The following is a 17,169-nucleotide window of genomic DNA, read 5'->3' as shown; positions in this document are numbered from 1 at the left end:
AATATATGGAAGCAATGAAGAATCACTTCAAAAAAGGAGAGGTGAGGAAATGGAAATAAAGAAAATAGCAGTCCTCGGAGCAGGGGCCATGGGTCACGGAATAGCTCAAGTGGCGGCGATGAGCGGATTCGAAGTCAATTTGATGGACATCAAGGATGAGTTCGTGGAAGCAGGAATAGAGAAGATAAAGTGGAGCTTGGACAAATTGGTGCAGAAGGGAAGGATCAGCCAGGAAGATGCAGACAATGCTCTGAAGAGGATAAAGAAATTCCTGTCGGTGGGAGACGCCGTGAAGGATGTGGATTTCATGATAGAGGCCATTCCGGAGAAACTGGATCTCAAGAAACAAGCCTTTGCGGAGGCGGACAAGAATGCTCCCAAACACGCCATCCTGGCAAGTAACACCAGCGCTCTCCCCATCTCCGAAATAGCTTCCGCCACCACCAGACCGGAGAAGGTGGTGGGGATGCACTTCTTCAATCCCCCGCAACTCATGAGGCTGGTGGAGGTGGTGAGGGGAGAGAAGACGAGCGATGAAACCGTGAGGATAACGGTGGAACTGGCCAAGAAGTTTGGGAAGGAACCCGTGATAGTGAACAAGGATGTTCCAGGTTTCATCGCTAACCGGTGCACGATCATAGGTTCCAACTTGGTCCACTGGATGGTGTACAACGGGGAGTACACGATCGAAGAGGTGGATGCGGCGGCCATCCACAAGGCGGGAATGCCCATGGGCATGTTCGGGTTGCTCGATTACACCGGAATAGACATAGCCTACAGCGTTGCCAAGTTCATGGAGGAAAGGGAACCAGGGTTCAAGGTCAGTCCCTTACTGGAGGAGAAGGTGAAGAAAGGAGAACTGGGAGTTAAGACGGGGAAGGGTTTCTATGAGTACCCGGAGAAGAAGTGGGTGCCCCTCGATCTTCCCTTCGAGAAGGCGGAGAAGTTCGATCCCTTCATTCCCACCTACGTGGGCATCAACGTGGCGGCCGAGCTCCTTAGGAACGGGGTGGCCACGAGGGATGATATCGATAAGGCCCTCAAGCTGGGTTTCAACTTGCCGATGGGCTTTTTGGAACTGGCGGACTCCATAGGAATAGATGTGGTGGTCCAGAAGCTCAAGGAGATTTCAGCCAAGTATGGACCCTTCTACAAGCCCAGCCCGCTGCTCGAGGAGATGGTGAAGAGGGGAGAGTTGGGTCAGAAAACTAAGAAGGGCTTCTACACCTACGAGTAGGGGCCCTAATTTTTTTTCTTTCGTTTTCAAACTTCCGCATCTTCCGGGAAACTATTTAAAGGAGGATTCCTAACTTCGTAGGTTCAATATGGGAGCGGGAACAAGGGTTATGGGTGCGGCGCTCTGTGTTGCCTGCGTGATCATAGCGGCCCTTTATATCCTCTTCCCGCTGGGCAGGTGGTGGCAGATCTGGAAGTTCGGAGATTATACGGCCCCCCTTTGGGTCGTGGTGCCGGTCGCAGGGGGGATGGTTGTCCTAGCCGCCCTGGGTTTCTGGCTGGGATGGATCATGGCCACCACCAAGGACGTTTCGCCCCCCAGCGTGGAGGAGAAACCCAAGAAGAAAAAGAAGTAATTCTTTCCCACGTTCGGCTTTTATCTTGGGCCCTCTGAGAGAGCAGGGAGAACTTGAGCGTCCATAAACTGGCGATAGCCCTTTACTTGCTCTCCCTCATGGTGCTGAGCTTCTCCATTCTCCTAGTACCGGGGAAGAACGGGGACACCCTCAACACCTCCGACAGCGGTTTCTTCTTCGGTATAGCCAGGGAAATCGATCGGCAGAACGGCTTCGTGGAAAGGTATTCCCTCTCCCATGCCCCCTCTGGATGGACGATAGGTCCGGCAGACCAGGGACAACCTCTGATGTTGGTCATGCTTTACAGGGCCCTTCACTCCCTCGACCAAGACCTGGATCTCATGGATGTCTGTAGGCTTTGGTCTCCCCTTCTCCTAGCCCTTTCCCTCCTTCCCGCCTTTTTGGTGGGTAGGGAGCTTTGGGGGGAGGTGGCGGGTGCGGTGGCAGCCCTTTCCTTGGCCCTCATAACCAACCTCATCTACTGGTGTAAGGTGGGGGCCTTCGACAGGGAAGCCCTACAGACCCTCCTCACCCTCTGGACCATCTTTTTCTCCCTGAAGATTTTCAAGTCTAGGTCCCTCCCCTCCGCGTGTTGGTGGGGAGGGTTGATGGCGGCCACCCTCGGACTCTTCGCCCTTTCTTGGTCGGGGTGGTGGTACCTCCTACCCGTGATTTTTTTCGTACCCCTGTTGGGGGTAGGGGTGAGGTTCTTGGAGCGTCTTTGGAAGGAACGGAGACCGGGGGAGGCCATCCTCTCCTCCACCAAGGAACATCTCCCCCAGTTTCTCGGACTCCTCCTTTCCCTGGTCCTCCTAGAGGCTTTTCTGTATTTCAGCGGAGAAGGGAGGCTGGACTACTGGAAAGGAATAATCCTGGGCGTTTGGGGCTATCTCCCTCCCTCCCTTTCCCTGGCGGCGGGTACGGGCATGGTGATGGTGGGTCTTTACTTCTGGTGGGAGACGAGCAAATTGAAGAGCAGGATCGGGCTGGGCTGGCTCCTCTTCTCCTTAGCGGTGGGGGCACTGGTGGTTTGGGCATGGAGTTCAAGGGTGGAAGGATTGGTTTTCCCAAGGTATGCCAGCGAAATGCAGCCTTTCAATTCCTGGAGGGAAATCTTCCCCCAGTTCTACTATGGAATCGAGAGATCTGGAGATCTGGTTTTCCTCCTCATGGTATTGGGTCTCCTCGCCCTCCTCTGGAGGAGGAGAACCACCGATTTCCTCCCCTTCCTGTGGCTGTTCGTACTCGCTGGTTTGGTATGGCCCGGGGTGGGACAGGCACGCTTCATAAGGCAGTGGTGGCCCTTCGTGGCCGTGATGGTTGGCGTGGGTGTGGGAGTATTGTTCTCCTTGCTCAAGAGGATTTCCGTTGAAACTTGGATACCGAGCTTTGACTGGACCAAAAACACCCTCCTCCTAGCCATATGTGGGGCAGTTGTCCTTTCTCCCCTAATTTCCAATGCTTACGGGCATGCCGAGAGGACCAACCCACCCACGGAGTGGAATGTGAGGGGTCTCGATAGCGGTCTGCTGGAGACCTTCCTCTGGTTGAAGGAAAACTCTCCTGAAAATTCCGTGGTGGCGGTCGAATGGTCCTATGGCCATCTCCTCACGGGTGTCTCGGAGAGGAGATCGGTTTGCGATGGGGTGGAAGCTATGGCTCCGGAAGGGGAATGGGAGAACGATCCCTTGCGCTATCCCGTCCGTCCTCCGGATTACATTTATGTGGTGCAGGGTAACCATGCCTTGCTGCGTGGCATGAATCTTCGGAGGGAGAACTGGAGGGTGAACGGGAGGAGGGTGGATGTGCAATGGTTCCCGTTAATGGGGGTGGAGGAATTGAAATGGTATCTTAAGGCTTACGATAACTACGGGTGTAGGATAGACTACTTGGTCTTTCACGTCGGACAGTATTGGGAAGCCTATTACTACAAAAATCGTGATGCTCCCCTTTCCAAGGTGTGGGAGGCGAAGAGGTTGTTCACCAGACCCAGGACCACTCCCACACGTGGGGAGGGGGAATGGGTTTTCGATTTCAGCGAAAACAGGAAGGCAGTGGTGCTTAGGGATAACGGTGAAGTCTACCTCAGGACCGAGGGTGGGAACTTCTACCTTGACGGCGTGGCTTACATCTTCTTGGATGAGGAATGGAAACCTCAGGGCATCAACTTCATACCTTCCAGTACGGTGGATGTGAAGGAGACGCTGGTGGTCTTCATACAAGGGGAAAACATGGTGGGTGCATGGCTGGTGGAGGGAGTCTCTGAGGCCATCAGGAGCATACCCGACCCCGTGGGGTTATTGGTCTTTACCAATCCAACTTCCCTCCCCTATCTGGAGCGAGTCCACCAGAGCTCCAACGGCATCGTCCTCCTCTTTAGGGTTGATTGGGAGAGGATGGTAACTTGAGGCCCAAGGGGACGAGGGACCTCTTCGGAAGGGAACTGGCATGCATAAGAAGGGTGGAGGAGGTGATGAGGAGGATTTTCGTGAGGTGGGGTTACAGGGAAGTGGAGACCCCCATCTTCGAGAGTCTGGAGCTTTTCACCAGGAAGAGCGGGGAGGAAGTGGTGAGACAACTCTATGTCTTTAGGGACAAATCGGGAAAGGAGCTGGCTTTGCGTCCCGAGCTGACGGCCCCCGTCGTGAGGCTCTACCTGGAGAAGTTCAGATCGGAGAGCAAGCCCGTTAAACTCTTTTACTTCGGTCCATGCTTCAGGTACGAGGAGCCCCAGGCCCATCGGTGGAGGCAGTTCAGGCAGGCGGGAGTGGAAATCCTGGGAAGTCCCAGGCCGGAGGCCGATGCGGAGGTCCTCGCCCTCACCCATGAGGTCTTCAGGGAGCTGGGCTTGAGGGGGGAGTTCAGGGTAGGCAACGTCCGCCTGCTCCGCCTGGTCTTGGAAAAGATGGGAGTGAGGGGGGAAGAGGCGGAGAGGATCCTGAGGGCGGTGGACTCCAGGGATCCCGAAAGGTTGGAAAGGGAGCTGGCGGGGAGGAAGGGAAGGGAGGAGTTCGAGGAGTTGGTGGGGCTGAGGGGAGGGGAAGAAGTACTGGACAGGGCGAAGGTGGGGGAGGAGGAGAGGGAGATCCTGGAGGGGATGAGGAGGATCCTGAGGCTAGCGGAAAGAATGGGGGCAAGGGGACTTTCCGTGGATCTGAGCATAGCCAGGGGACTCGAGTACTACACGGATTGCGTGTTCGAGGTATATGTGGAAGGAGTGCAGGTGGCGGGCGGTGGAAGGTATGATGGGTTGGCGGAGGCCCTGGGAGGGGAACCATGTCAGGCGGTGGGGGTGGGTTTTGGGGTGGACAGGATTGCCCAATTCCTGCTCGAGAGGGAAGAAATAGAGGAAGAGAAGCTGTGCTGTGCCGTCCTTCCAGCTTCCCAGGAAATGCTGGAAAAGGCCTTGGAGGTGACGACGGAATTGAGGAGGGAGGGAATAAGCACGGAGGTGGATCTGATGGGAAGGAACCTCAGCAAGGCCCTTGCCCATGCCAACGCTAGGGGGGCTAAGTATGCGGTCATCGTGGGGCCCAGGGAATGGGAGAGGGGATCGGTGATGCTCAGGGACATGCGGACGGGGGAGCAACAGGAGGTGAGGAGGGAAGAACTGATCCAAAGGCTCAGGAAAACTTGTAACCGAGACGGCTGAAGATTTCCTTCATCACGAGGGCATCCCTTTCGAGCACAGGACTTTCACTTATGAGGGTGATCTCCACCTTCCTCTTCAGGATTTCCCTGGCGAGGGGCTCGAAGGGTGGTTTGCCCGAGGAGAGTTCGAGGTGATACCTCTCGTTCCCCCTCCCTTCCCCCACCCTGTTGAACTCCACTCCCGTGAAGTGGGTATGGAGTTCTTCCAACTTGAGGGTCCTGAGGGTTTCGAAAACTTTGGGATAATCCACCTCCCCCGCTCTCCTGGCGTAGAGGTGGGCCCAGTCGACCACGGGAACGCATCCCTTCACTTCCTTGCAGACCCCTATTACTTCCTCCAGGGTCCCGAAGGTGGACTGTTTTCCCATCGTTTCAAGCCCCAGCTTTACCTCCCCCCATCCCTTCCCCTCCATTTCTTCCCTGAGGGCCAAGCATCCCTCCTTCACCTTCTCCAGTGCTTCCTCTGGCTTCAGCTTCCCGTAGAAACCGGGATGGAAGGTGGCTATTCCCGCCCCCATCCTGTGGGCCCTCTCCACCGCTTCCAGAATCCTTCGCTTGGAAGCCTCCACCTTTCCCCTCTCTGGGGAACAGAGGTTCACGAAGTAGGGACAGTGAACGGAGAGTTTTATCCCCAACCTCCTCGCTTCCTTCCCCACTTCTTCGGCCATCTCCCTGCTCATGGCCACCCCCCTCACGAACTGGATTTCCATGGCGTTCAAACCTATTTTCGCCAGGTACCGGAGGCCGCCCAGTGTGCTCTTTTCTGGGCTCCCCAGCGGCACTCCCGCCGGTCCCAGGAAGATCATCCTCAAAGACCTGAAGGGAGGGATTTAGCCCTTTCTCCGAAGGAAAAACCTAAATTGTGAACCATTTCAACTTCAAATGGTGGAGGGATTCCATGGCGAAGAAGAAGGCTGCCAAAAAGAAGAAGGCTGAGGAAAAAACCACTACTTCTGGTTGCTGCCGCTGAGTCCTCCCTACCCTTTTCCCTTTTTTTCTCCCCCTTCCAAAGAGGAGGATGTTGAGCAGAATTAAGAAAGAAGTGGGGAGGTGGGTGGAGCCCCTCGCCTCCTCCCTCGCGAGGGGGGGGATTACCCCCAATCTCCTCACCCTGCTGGGTTTGGGCATGGGTTTGGTTTCGGCTCTCTTCTTTGCCTTGGGAAAACCGCTGGAGGGGGGCCTGCTCCTCCTCCTCTGCGGGTTCTTCGATCTCTTGGATGGTGCCGTGGCGAGGAGCGGGGGAAAGGAAACGAAGTTCGGGGGGGTTTTGGATTCCGTCGTGGATAGATACGTGGACTTCCTCATCCTTTTGGCCATCATCTGGGGAGGATTGGCGGAGGCCTTCGGGATTTCCGGTTTGGTTTGGGGAGGGGCAGCCATCTTGGGGAGTTTCATGGTAAGCTATGTGAGGGCGAGGGGGGAGGCGGCGGGGACGGGGAAGATGGAGGTGGGCTTGGCGGAAAGGGGAGAGCGTATCCTCCTCTTGGGCTTGGGTTCGATCTTGGGCTTTACGAACTACGCGGTGGTTCTAGTGGCGGTCCTCTCCCATTTCACAGTGGTCCAAAGGATGGTGGTGGCCAAAAGGAGATTGGGGGATTAGGCTTCAACATCCGCGCATACCAAAACCGAGCTTTTTCTCGACTAAGCGGATAGTTTATCCGCCAATTCTCTGAAGTAATCTCCCACCTGCTTGAAGAGCTCAATACCCTTGGGAGTGATCTTGTAGTATTTCCTCGCCGGTCTCCCCCTCTGGTCCTTCCATTCCGAGGAGGTATATCCCTGTTTTTCGAGCTTGTTCAAGACGAGATAGCAAGAAACCATGGGAGGTTTGAAACCGAACTTCTGATAGATGGCGTTCCTGAGTTCATAAGCATACATGGGCCTCTCCCGCAACAAGTTGAGCACATAGGGCCAGAGCATTTCCACGGTGGTCTTGCGTTTCAATCTCTTCATAAGTCCCCCCCTTTCCATTCAAGGGTATGGTAATAAAGGCTTTCCGAGCTTAAAAAAAGTGAAGCACATTTTTAAGGAAAGGAGGATAAGACGAGATAAAATGGGAACCATACGGGTCGCCATAGCCGGTGTGGGGAACTGTGCTTCCTCCTTGGTGCAGGGAGTGGAATACTACAAGAATGCCAAGGAGGGAGAGTCGGTTCCAGGTTTGATGCATGTGAAGTTCGGCGATTACCACGTCAGGGACATAAAGTTCGTGGCGGCCTTCGACGTGGACCTGAACAAGATAGGGAAGGATCTTTCCGAGGCCATCTTCACCCCTCCCAACTGTACCGTCAAGTTCTGCGACGTGCCCAAGCTTGGAGTGGAGGTGATGGAGGGTCCGCTTCTCGACGGATTGGGTAAATACCTCACTCCCGTGATACCCCACCGTTCCAAACCCAAGCCCGTGGACGTGGTGAGGGTGTTGGAGGATTCAAACGCCGATATTTTGGTAAACTATCTTCCCGTGGGTAGCTATGAGGCCTCGAGGTTCTATGCCGAAGCCGCTCTCAAGGCTGGATGCGGTTTCGTGAACTGCATTCCGGAGTTCATCGTTTCGGACAAGGAATGGGGTAGGCGCTTTCAGGAAGCCGGCCTTCCCTGTGCCGGCGACGATGTCAAGTCGCAGGTGGGTGCCACCATTCTACATCGGACGCTGGTGAAGCTGCTGGTGGACCGGGGAGTGAAGGTGGAGGAGAGCTATCAGCTCAACATAGGAGGGAACACGGATTTCCTCAACATGCTGGAGGAAGAGCGCCTGAGTTCCAAGAGGATAAGCAAGACGGAAGCCGTTTCCAGTCAAGTCCCCTATGAGGTTCCCCTCAGAATAGGACCAAGCGATTATGTGCCCTTCCTCAAGGACAGGAAGATATGCTACATCTTCATCAAGGGGAGGAAGTTCGGGGATGTTCCCCTCACGATAGATGTGAAGCTCTCGGTGGAGGATTCACCCAACAGTGCGGGTGTGGTGATAGATGCCATAAGGGCGGTGAAGATAGCGATGGATAGGAAGATCGCGGGACCGCTTTTGGGGGTTTCGGCATATTTCTTCAAGCATCCGCCTGTACAAATGCCGGATGAAGTGGCGAGGAAGGCCGTGGAAGACTTCATAAAGGGGAAGGTGTGATGGGTCCGGAACCGGAAATAGTGGTGGTGGGCCATATAGCCATAGATGTGAACGTTTTCCCCTGGGGGATTATCGAAAATGTTTTGGGAGGGGCCCCGACCTACGGGGGCCTTGCCCTCAGGGCTTTGGGAAAGGAAGTGGGGGTCCTCTCCAAGGTGGGAAGGGATTTGCCCGAGAAGTTCCCTCCCCTGTACAGGGCCTTCGGAATAGACACGGAAGGAATAATGGTGGTGGGGGAGCATACCACCCTCTTCGAAAACACCTACGACGAAAGGGGGAGGAGGGTGCAGAGGTGCAAGTACAGGGCTCCTCCCCTTTCCCCCGGGGACCTGCCTGAAAGCTATAGGGAGGCCAAGGGCTTCTACGTTTCTCCCGTGGTGAACGAGGTGGGGCCGGAGCTCCTCAAGGAACTGAAGCGTTCGGACGGTTTGGTGGTGCTGGATCCTCAAGGAGCCTTTAGGGAAGTGGGAAGGGAGGGGAGGGTGAGGATAAGGATGCCGGAGAATTTCCAGGAACTGGTGAAGTACGCCGACGTGGTGAAGGTGGGAAGGGAAGAGATGGAGGGAATAGGGAAGAAACCCAAGGAGATGCTGGAGCTCCTGAAGAAGATGGGGGTCAAGCTGGGTATCGTTACCTTGGGGGAGAAGGGATGTATGGCCTATTGCGATGGGAAGTTCTTGAGCGCGGAAGGGCTGAAGGTGCAGGTTCAGGATCCCACGGGGGCAGGCGACGTGTTCGGGGCGGTCTTCCTAGCCAAGTACCTGGAAACGAGGGACGTGGAGCGTTCGCTGAAGTTCGCCAACGCGGCTGCTGGTCTCAAGGTGAGGTACAAGGGGGCCGTGGGCTTCCCTTCCGAGGCCGAAATCAAGAAGTTCTTGAAGTGATCAGTAGCTCTTCCCCATCAGGAAGGTTTTTCCCGGTTTCCCGCACAGGGCACAGCTCCCCTCCCCTCCCCCCACTTCCTCCCCCAGTACCTGTATTCCCGTTTCCTCCTCCGCCCTCCCGGCACATTCCTCCCCGCAGAAGGGGATCCTCGCGATTCCTCCCTTCCTCACCGCCTCCACCGCTTCCTCCAGCCTCGAAGCCTTCCCTATCCTTTCCTCCATCCTCTTCCAGGCCCTCTTCCTCATCTCTTCCTCCATCCTTCCCATTTCCTCAGAGAGGAAGGAGGGGAGCTCCTCCAGGCGAACCTCCTTCCTCTCCCTCCCGTCCCTCCTCACGACCGTCACCGTGCGGGAGGAACTTTCCCTGGGTCCCACCTCCAGCCTCAGGGGGACGCCCCTTCTCTCCCAATAGTAGAACTTGTTTCCCGGCCTCAGGTCCCTTTTGTCCAGCACCACCCTGAAGCCCCTCCTTTCCAGTTCTCCCCTCACCTCCTCGGCGAAGGCTTCCGGTTCCTTTTCCTCCTTGAAGGGAATGGGGACGATGACCGCTTGGATGGGGGCTAAGCTTGGTGGGAGGCAGGGACCCACCTCATCCGCGTGGAGTACCAGGGTGGCGGCCACCACCCTCTCGGAGATGCCGTAGCAGGTCTGATAGGCGTATTCGTGCTCCCCATTGGGTTTCAGGAACTTTATCTCGAAGACCCTGGAAAAGTTCTGACCGAGGAAGTGGACCGTTCCTATCTGCAGGACCCTTCCATCCGGGAGGAGGGTATCGAAGGCTAGGGAATAATCCGCCCCCGCGAAGGTGTCCCACTTGGGTCTTTTGGTGATCACGTAGGGAATGCAGAGCCTTTCGAAGAAACGGGAATAGAGGGAGACGGCCTCCCTCACCTGCTCCTCGGCTTCCTCCCTGCTGGAATGGACGGTGTGGGCCTCCTTGAAGGTGGTGACCTCCCTCATCCTTATCATGGGTTTCGTCATCTTGGTTTCGTATCTGAAGACACTCACTATCTGGAAGACCTTGAGGGGCAGATCGGTGTGGGAGCGGATCCAGAGGGAGAACATGGGATACATGGCGGTCTCGCTCGTGGGACGGAGGACCAGCTTCACACCCAGTTCCTCCTCCCCTCCCTTCGTGACCCAGTAAACCTGGTTTCCAAAACCTCTGATGTGCTCTTCTTCTTTCCTGAAGAGATCTTCGGGGATGAGGAGGGGGAAGAGGACTTCCTTGTGTCCCGTCTCCAGCAGGAGCCCGCGGATCACGGAGAGGATCCTGTTCCTGAGTTCCATTCCATAGGGAAGCCAGACGCAGAGCCCCTTCACGGGATAACGGGGGTCCATGATCTCGGCTTCCAGGATCAGTTTGTTGAACCATTCCCCGAAGGTGTCTTCCTCTCCCATGTTCCCACTGGACCGAGTTTCTTCACCTTCCCCCATTTATATTTCCCGAGAGGGGGAGGGCACCTCCCTCCTTCACCACTACCATGTCCTCCCATCTCGCCCCCCCCACCCTAGGAACGTAGGCTCCAGGCTCCACCGTGATCACGGAGTTTTCCTTCAGCACTTCCTTCGATCCCTTCCTGAGACTGGGGGGCTCGTGGACTTCCAAGCCTATTCCATGTCCCACCCCATGTAGGAGATACCTTCCATAACCCCTCTCCTCCAGAACCTTTCTGGCAGTCCTTTCCACTTCCCCCGCCCCCCTTCCAGCCCCCACTTCCTCGAGGGCGAGGAGTTGGGCCTCCCTCACCGCCTCCAGGAGTCTTTCCTGTTTTTTTGAGGGGGAGAGGGCGAAGGTTCTGGTGAGGTCGGAGGAGTATCCCCTGTAGGAAGCACCCAGATCCACTACCACCAGTTCCCCCCTCCTGAGTTTCTTCGAGGTGGAGGTGGCGTGGGGCAGGAGGGAGTTCCTTCCGGAAGCCACTATCGTGGGGAAGGGTGTTCCCTCCGATCCCGCCTTCCTCATCTCGTACTCCACCTCCGCGGCTATTTCCCTCTCACTCCTTCCCTCCTCCACCAACTCGGAGGCGCAACGCAAGCCCTTCAGGGCTATGTTCGCGGCCTTCTTCATCCATTCTATCTCCCTCTTGGTCTTCCTCTCGCAGAACTTCTCGAAAAAGTTCCTGAACTTCTGGAGCCTGATCCCTCCCGCTTCCTTCTTCAGCTTGTAGAGGAAGGAGGGGGAGGCTTCATCGTATGCCACTTCCCTGATCCTTCCTTCCCTCAAGACTTTTCCCACCACCTTCGAGAGTTCCTCCGAGGGTTCGGAACCGTACGGGAGGACGGGCAGGCGGGTCTCCCTCCTCGCCCTTTCCGCCTCCATCTCGGAGCAGAAGAGGAGGGGATCCCCTTCCTTCAGGAGGAAGGCCGTCCCGGCGGAAGTACCTGAAAAATAACGCTGATGTTTGAGGACCAAACAGGAAGCCCATCCCCTCTCCTCCAACTCCCTCTCCAGCCATCCGATCCTCTCCATCGCTACCCGTTTTAGGGGACACGACTAAAAACCTTGGATGGAGAGGAAGAGGGAACTCTCCCTCCTCTACGACCGGACCTCTTCCCTCTACGATAGGAGGTATTCCCTTCTTCAGGAGAGGAAATATCGGAGGATCTTCTCCCATCTCCCAAGGAGAGGTAGGATACTCGATGTGGGTTGCGGCACGGGTCTCCTCTTGGGAAAGTTGAAGGGTTTCGAGGTGGTGGGGCTGGATCTCTCCTTGGGCATGCTCAAGAGGGCGAGGAGGAGGAATCCGGGAGTTCCCTTGATCCTGGCGGATGCGGAGCACCTCCCCTTCAAAGGGGGAGCTTTCAGGATGGTCCTCTCGATCACCGTGCTCCAAAACCTTCCCCATCCCGCCCTGGCCCTCAGGGAGATGGCAAGGGTTCTGAGGAAGGGGGGAAAGGTGGTGGTGAGCACCCTGAGGTACAAGTATGGAAGGGAAGTGAGGGAATGGATGGAAGATGCGGGCTTCGAGGTGGTGGAGGAGGGAGAAGAGGGGGAAGATCTCTATTTCGTGGGGGTGAAGGTCAGAGGGAGCGGAGGGCTATACCCTTCAGGTCCTCCAGCTCCACCTTCTTCAGGTTTCCCTCCACCAGTCTCCTGTTGCGATAGGCCCTCTCCGCCACCTCCACCGCCTCCCTCTCCCCCACGAAGTCGGAAAGCCTCCTCATCCCATACTTCTCCCTGATCCTCTCCACTTCTTCCGCCAGCTTTATCCCAAGCCTGCGTTCCAATTCCTCCAATTTTTTCTCACCCTCGTAAAATCTCAGAAAGGCGGTGAGGAAGAGGGAGTTGGCCTCCCCGTGGGGAATCCCGTACTTTCCCCCCAGCACGTGGCTGAGGGCGTGGACGAGGGAGGCCTGGGCATTGGTGATGGCCATTCCACCCAGCAGGGAGCAGAGCATCATCTTCCTCCTCCCCTCCCGTTTGTCTTCCACCGCCTCCTCCAGCCCCTCCAAGAACAACCTCACCCCCTGTTCGCAGAGGAGATCCACGAAGGGATCGCAGAAGCGGGTTAGATAGGCTTCCACGAGATGGCAGAGGGCATCCATGGAGCTGGAAAGGGTTAGGTCCTTGGGCAGACCCAGCATGAGGTTCTCGTCCAGAACGGCGAAGTGCGGACAGATGTTTTCGGAAACGATGGACCACTTTTCTTCCCCCACCCTTATGACCGAATACTTGGTCACCTCGCTTCCCGTTCCATGGGTCGTGGGAATGGCGATGAGTTTTCTCATCCTGTTGGGTATCTTTTCCACTCCGAAGAAGTCCCTTATCCTTCCGGGGTTCTCCATGAGGGCCGCCAGCACCTTCGCCACATCCAGGACGCTTCCTCCCCCCACGGCCAGCACGTACTGGAAATCCTCATCCTCGATCTTCTCCCAATACCCCTCCACTTCTTCGAGGGAGGGTTCGGGGGAGATCCTCAAGGTGGTGAGGTTTCCCTCCACCCTTCCCTCGAACCCCCTCCTGCAACAGAGGAGTCCCCTCCCTTCCAGCCGGAGGGAGGATAGGACTTCCTCCATCCTTCCAAACCTTATGTCCGTCCTGAGAATCATGTCTTATCCGCTCCAACACTGGGAATAAAGGATTATACCTCCACCAGCCGAAGAATCCTTTTACTCAGGAGGGAGAGGATTTCCTCCTTCACTTCGGAAAAACCCCTTTCCGTCTTCCATCTTCCCCCGAAGACCTTTTCCCTGATCTCCCTTCCCGTCAGGTCGTCCTCTTCCACCGTCAGGAGGAGGGAACCCCTGGCGAAGTGGGTTTTCGCGAGCAACCCATCCCTATCCCCATCCACTATCCCCACGACGGGTTTCCCCAGCCTGAAGAGGATGTCCCCCACCACGTAGGAAGTATCGTCCCCTACCACCACCGCCCCTTCCGCCTCCCTCGCCAGCTCGTAAACGTGGTAGCCAGCATGGTCGATGAGGACCACTCCCTTTCCCCTCGGTCCCTCCCTCACCTTGGGTTCGGGAGGGAAGGGACGGAGGGAGGGGGTGGACTCCAGCCTGATCTTCTTCAGTTCGATCCTCCCCATACCTTCCAGTTTCTTCCAGATGTTTGGCTTCAGTTCCACCCCCCGAATTTCCAACAGCTTTCCCCCCTCCTCCACGAGGATCACTTCCTCCGAAACCGCCCTTCCCACCACCATCCTGTTCACCAATACGTGGTCTCCCACCTCCACCCCCAACAACCTGCGGTAGTTCCTCCCCCCTAAGCTCCAGAAGGCCTCACCGAAGGAGGGTGGCTCCTTGAGCTTCATTCCCAGGTTCGTCGCCATCCAGCGCGCCAGTCCCTCCGCCCCCTCCGTCCAGGGTATTACCCATCCACCCCTCGCCTCCACCTCCACCACGGGCTTTTTCACCCTCGAAGCCCTAACGAGGTGCCAGCAGTGGGCATGACTCTTCAGGGGAGAAGAAGCATACATGGGGAGGACGAGGGCATCCACCTCCTCGGAGGTCTTGGCCAAGACCTCGCTGGGTTCTCCCGGAACGAACTCCACTTCCCCCTCCATCCCGCTGTCGAGGAGGGCGGTCCTCCCCATCGTGCCGTAGGTGAAAGCCCTCACCTCGTGTTCGCTCTCGAGCAGATCCAGAATCTTCCGAGCCCATCCGCTGTCGAAGATGCCAGGCATGTGGAAGAAAACGGCGATCTTCATGCCCTTCCCCCACACAGGTTCTCCACATATTCCCGGAGCTTCGCACCAGCCTCCTTGAGGGTCTCCACCTCTATGCCCGGAACCCCACACAGGAGGAAGAGCACCCTCTTGGTCTCTTCCGTCACCTTGGTGAGCTCCGAATCCCTGTAGGGATAGATGGCCACCACCTTCTTCCCATCCGAAACCACCACTTCCCCTCCCAGCTTCATGGGTTCCTCCATCCCTATTCCCAAGAACTCCTCCCCATCTTCCGCGAACCTCAGGAGGAGTTCCCCCTCCAGCCTGTCCAGGTCGAAGGCTCCTATGGAGATCAGGAACTGGACGGAGACCACGTTGTAGAGATCCACGAGGGTGTTGATCGTGGGGAAGGGTTTTCCCAGTAAGATCCTCCTCACGAGGGCCTCCGCCGAGGGACGAATCTTCGTGGGATCTATACCCAGCCTCCACATGAAGTCCCGGTAGGCCCTCACCGCCTTCACCTCCTTGAGGGAATGGAGGTCATATTTCCCCTTGACCTTCCTAACCGTTTCCTCCTTGAGCCTCTCCACCTCTGGATGTCTTTTCTCCACCCTCACCCCTTCCACCCTCACCTCCATTGCCCTTATTCCGGGAAACCTATCCTCCACCCTTCTGTCCACCTTCAGGAACATCCCATCTACCTCTGCGGCTCCACCACCACCTTGAGGGATTCCCCGGCTTCGGCCACCAGCTTGAAACCTAGGGCTATTTCCCCCAGCCCCACCCTGTGGGTGATCATCTCCTTAACCCTTATCCTTCCCCTCCTGAGGAGATCCAGGGCTTCCTCCAGATCCCTAGGGGCTGCTCCGTAAGAGGTCATCAGCTTCACCTCTTCCCTCCACCTCTCCGCGGGCACGAAAGAAAGGGAGGAGTCGGGAGGAGGAACGGCGAAGAAGAGGATGGTTCCTCCCCTGTCCACGCATTTGAAAGCTTGCTCCGCTGCCTGCCTCGAACCCGCGCAGAGGATGACGTGATCGGCCCCCCTTCCGAGGATCTCCCTCACCCTTTCGGGGAGGCCCTCCCCTCCGCGGAGGGCAAAATCCGCCCCAAAGCGTTTGGCAGCTTCCAGCCTGTAATCCCGGAGGTCTGCGACCATGACCGTTGTCGCACCCCTGAGCTTGGAAAGCTGGAGGTGGAGGAGACCGGAGACCCCTCCTCCTATGATGAGTACGGTATCCTCCTCCCCCACACCCGCCAGTCTCTGTGCCCTCACGGTACACCCCAAGGGTTCGATGAAGGTGGCTTCCTCGAAGGAGAGCTGGGGGGGAAGGAGGTAGGTTCCCTTTTCCACGTTGATTTTCGGCACCCTCACGTACTCGGAGAAACCACCGGGATCGTAATTGGAGGTGTGGAGGGTCTCGCAGGCCGTCTCATGTCCCTTGATACAGTAACGGCATTGCCCACAGGGCACATGGTGGGAAACGAAAACCCTGTCCCCCACCTTCACCACTCCCACTCCCTCCCCCACTTCCTCCACCACACCCACCGCTTCATGTCCCAGCACCCTCGGTGCCTGCGGGTCGCGGTACCACTGGAGAACATCCGTCCCGCAGATTCCGCAGGCCATCACCTTCATGAGGAACTCGCCGGGACCGATTTCGGGCTTGGGTCTCTCTTCTACCCTTATCTCTCCACCCCTGTAGTAAACGGCTACGCGCATTCCCTCCCCCCTAAAAAAGCTTCAGGGTTTGGCACCCACCTTTACGCTCTCGAAGACTTCCTGGGCCTCCCTGGGCGTCGCGTTCTCGTGGATGATGGCCCTCAGCGCCCTGATCATGGCGACGGGATAATCGTGCTGCCAGATGTTCCTTCCGAGGTTAACCCCTATGGCACCCTTCTGGATGCCGTCGTAGACGAACTCAAAGACTTCCCTTTCCGAATCCACCTTCGGTCCCCCCGCTATCACCACGGGAACGGGACATCCCTCCACCACCTTCTCGAAACCCTCCTTGCAGTAATAGGTCTTCACGATCCTTGCCCCCAGCTCCGCAGCGATCCTGCAACAGAGGGCGAGATACCTGGCTTCCCTTTTCTCCAGTTCCCTGCCCACCGCCGTCACCGCCATCACGGGTATCCCATATTCCTCGCACTCGTCCACCAGCCTGGCCAGGTTCATCAGCGTCTGATGCTCGTACCTGCTCCCCACGAAGATGGAAACGGAAACGGCACTGGCGTTCAACCTTATCGCTTCCTTCACGGAGGTGATGATACCCTCGTGGGAAAGATCTTCCCCCACGATGCTCGTCCCCCCAGAGACCCTCAGGATGATGGGCTTGGTGTTGGTGGGGTCTACACAGGAGCGCAGGATTCCCCTCGTGAGCATGATGGCGTCGGCGTAGGGGAGGAGGGGGGCAATGGTTTCACCGGGTTTCTCCAGCCTGTGGGTGGGGCCCTGGAAATAACCATGGTCGATGGGTAGGAAGAGGGCCCTCCCATCCCTTTGGATGAGTTGGGCCAGCCTGTTTTTCATTCCCCAGTCCATCGGAATTCCTTCCCGGTTTGGCTTTATATCCTTTCAGCCTTTCACCCAAACAAATTAATCTGACTTTCCCCTCCGTAGAATGGGGCGGCCGTGGTCTAGCCTGGTCTAGGACTCAGGCCCTCCAAGCCTGCGACGCGGGTTCAAATCCCGCCGGCCGCACCACCTTTCTTGACAACCTCTTTCCCTTCCCTGAAAGGTTCAGCGGTTTGTATTTTTCGAAATCGGGAAGTCAAAAATTCGAAATGGAGTAACATAAAAGAAAAAA

The 17,169-nt window shown here is 56.9% G+C and carries 16 protein-coding genes, 1 tRNA gene and 1 pseudogene; 9 read left to right on the top strand and 9 right to left on the bottom strand.

Going from position 1 to position 17,169, the window contains the following annotated elements:
* Window positions 1-49: 49 nt before the first annotated feature.
* The 4 genes from QXG22_01635 to hisS all read left to right on the top strand — a co-directional run bounded on the left by QXG22_01635 (window position 50) and on the right by hisS (window position 5,244).
* On the top strand, window positions 50-1,237 hold the full coding sequence (locus tag QXG22_01635; protein ID MEM0358701.1) for a 3-hydroxyacyl-CoA dehydrogenase: 1,188 nt from the start codon (window positions 50-52) through the stop codon (window positions 1,235-1,237).
* 88 nt (window positions 1,238-1,325) lie between these two features.
* On the top strand, window positions 1,326-1,592 hold the full coding sequence (locus QXG22_01630) for a hypothetical protein (GenBank protein ID MEM0358700.1): 267 nt from the start codon (window positions 1,326-1,328) through the stop codon (window positions 1,590-1,592).
* A 53-nt stretch (window positions 1,593-1,645) separates the two neighbouring features.
* Complete coding sequence (locus QXG22_01625; GenBank protein ID MEM0358699.1) at window positions 1,646-4,000, top strand: STT3 domain-containing protein; 2,355 nt, start codon at window positions 1,646-1,648, stop codon at window positions 3,998-4,000.
* Window positions 3,997-5,244: a histidine--tRNA ligase gene (hisS, locus tag QXG22_01620; protein MEM0358698.1), complete on the top strand. Its 1,248-nt coding sequence runs from the start codon at window positions 3,997-3,999 to the stop codon at window positions 5,242-5,244. Before QXG22_01625 ends, hisS begins: the two co-directional genes overlap by 4 nt.
* Here the strand turns inward: hisS and QXG22_01615 are convergent.
* The gene (locus QXG22_01615; protein MEM0358697.1) at window positions 5,216-6,049 is read right to left on the bottom strand and encodes a TIM barrel protein; all 834 of its coding nucleotides are present in this window, start codon (window positions 6,047-6,049) and stop codon (window positions 5,216-5,218) included. The two genes, hisS and QXG22_01615, sit on opposite strands and share 29 nt — an antisense overlap.
* A gap of 212 nt (window positions 6,050-6,261) precedes the next feature.
* On the opposite strand from QXG22_01615, the gene pgsA reads away from it, so the two are divergent.
* The gene (gene pgsA, locus QXG22_01610; GenBank protein ID MEM0358696.1) at window positions 6,262-6,843 is read left to right on the top strand and encodes an archaetidylinositol phosphate synthase; all 582 of its coding nucleotides are present in this window, start codon (window positions 6,262-6,264) and stop codon (window positions 6,841-6,843) included.
* Window positions 6,844-6,884: 41 nt separating this feature from the next.
* On the opposite strand, the gene QXG22_01605 is transcribed toward pgsA, so the two are convergent.
* Window positions 6,885-7,214 carry a PadR family transcriptional regulator gene (locus QXG22_01605; GenBank protein ID MEM0358695.1) on the bottom strand — a complete coding sequence of 110 codons (330 nt, stop codon included), beginning with the start codon at window positions 7,212-7,214 and terminating at the stop codon, window positions 6,885-6,887.
* A gap of 82 nt (window positions 7,215-7,296) precedes the next feature.
* Here QXG22_01605 and QXG22_01600 point away from each other — a divergent pair, with 82 nt between their 5' ends.
* Both QXG22_01600 and QXG22_01595 read left to right on the top strand, forming a co-directional pair.
* A complete protein-coding gene (locus QXG22_01600) occupies window positions 7,297-8,364 on the top strand; it encodes an inositol-3-phosphate synthase (protein ID MEM0358694.1) in 1,068 nt (355 codons plus the stop codon).
* The gene (locus tag QXG22_01595; protein MEM0358693.1) at window positions 8,364-9,248 is read left to right on the top strand and encodes a PfkB family carbohydrate kinase; all 885 of its coding nucleotides are present in this window, start codon (window positions 8,364-8,366) and stop codon (window positions 9,246-9,248) included. The genes QXG22_01600 and QXG22_01595 overlap by 1 nt, the downstream gene beginning before the upstream one ends.
* Here QXG22_01595 and proS read toward each other — a convergent pair whose 3' ends face one another.
* A complete protein-coding gene (gene proS / locus QXG22_01590) occupies window positions 9,249-10,649 on the bottom strand; it encodes a proline--tRNA ligase (GenBank protein ID MEM0358692.1) in 1,401 nt (466 codons plus the stop codon).
* A gap of 22 nt (window positions 10,650-10,671) precedes the next feature.
* Window positions 10,672-11,721, bottom strand: coding sequence for an aminopeptidase P family protein (locus tag QXG22_01585; protein MEM0358691.1), 1,050 nt, complete (start codon window positions 11,719-11,721; stop codon window positions 10,672-10,674).
* Between the two features lie 37 nt (window positions 11,722-11,758).
* Between QXG22_01585 and QXG22_01580 the strand changes: the two are divergent.
* Window positions 11,759-12,193: pseudogene (locus tag QXG22_01580) on the top strand (methyltransferase domain-containing protein).
* 79 nt (window positions 12,194-12,272) lie between these two features.
* On the opposite strand, the gene QXG22_01575 reads toward QXG22_01580, so the two are convergent.
* From QXG22_01575 to lsrF, 5 genes are read right to left on the bottom strand one after another with little or no spacing between them, the layout of a single operon-like run.
* On the bottom strand, window positions 12,273-13,301 hold the full coding sequence (locus QXG22_01575) for an iron-containing alcohol dehydrogenase (protein ID MEM0358690.1): 1,029 nt from the start codon (window positions 13,299-13,301) through the stop codon (window positions 12,273-12,275).
* Between the two features lie 32 nt (window positions 13,302-13,333).
* Window positions 13,334-14,404, bottom strand: coding sequence for a DUF2117 domain-containing protein (locus QXG22_01570; protein ID MEM0358689.1), 1,071 nt, complete (start codon window positions 14,402-14,404; stop codon window positions 13,334-13,336).
* A complete protein-coding gene (locus tag QXG22_01565) occupies window positions 14,401-15,054 on the bottom strand; it encodes a phenylalanine--tRNA ligase beta subunit-related protein (protein MEM0358688.1) in 654 nt (217 codons plus the stop codon). Before QXG22_01565 ends, QXG22_01570 begins: the two co-directional genes overlap by 4 nt.
* A 5-nt stretch (window positions 15,055-15,059) precedes the next feature.
* On the bottom strand, window positions 15,060-16,082 hold the full coding sequence (locus QXG22_01560; protein MEM0358687.1) for an alcohol dehydrogenase catalytic domain-containing protein: 1,023 nt from the start codon (window positions 16,080-16,082) through the stop codon (window positions 15,060-15,062).
* Window positions 16,083-16,103: 21 nt separating this feature from the next.
* The gene (gene lsrF, locus QXG22_01555) at window positions 16,104-16,904 is read right to left on the bottom strand and encodes a 3-hydroxy-5-phosphonooxypentane-2,4-dione thiolase (GenBank protein MEM0358686.1); all 801 of its coding nucleotides are present in this window, start codon (window positions 16,902-16,904) and stop codon (window positions 16,104-16,106) included.
* An 84-nt stretch (window positions 16,905-16,988) separates the two neighbouring features.
* Between lsrF and QXG22_01550 the strand changes: the two genes are divergently transcribed.
* Window positions 16,989-17,066 (top strand) — tRNA-Gly (locus QXG22_01550).
* Window positions 17,067-17,169 lie beyond the last annotated feature (103 nt).

This window comes from Candidatus Hadarchaeales archaeon, from assembly GCA_038736355.1.
GTDB lineage: Archaea > Hadarchaeota > Hadarchaeia > Hadarchaeales > WYZ-LMO6 > WYZ-LMO6.
This window is presented reverse-complemented; position numbering and strand designations above follow the sequence as displayed.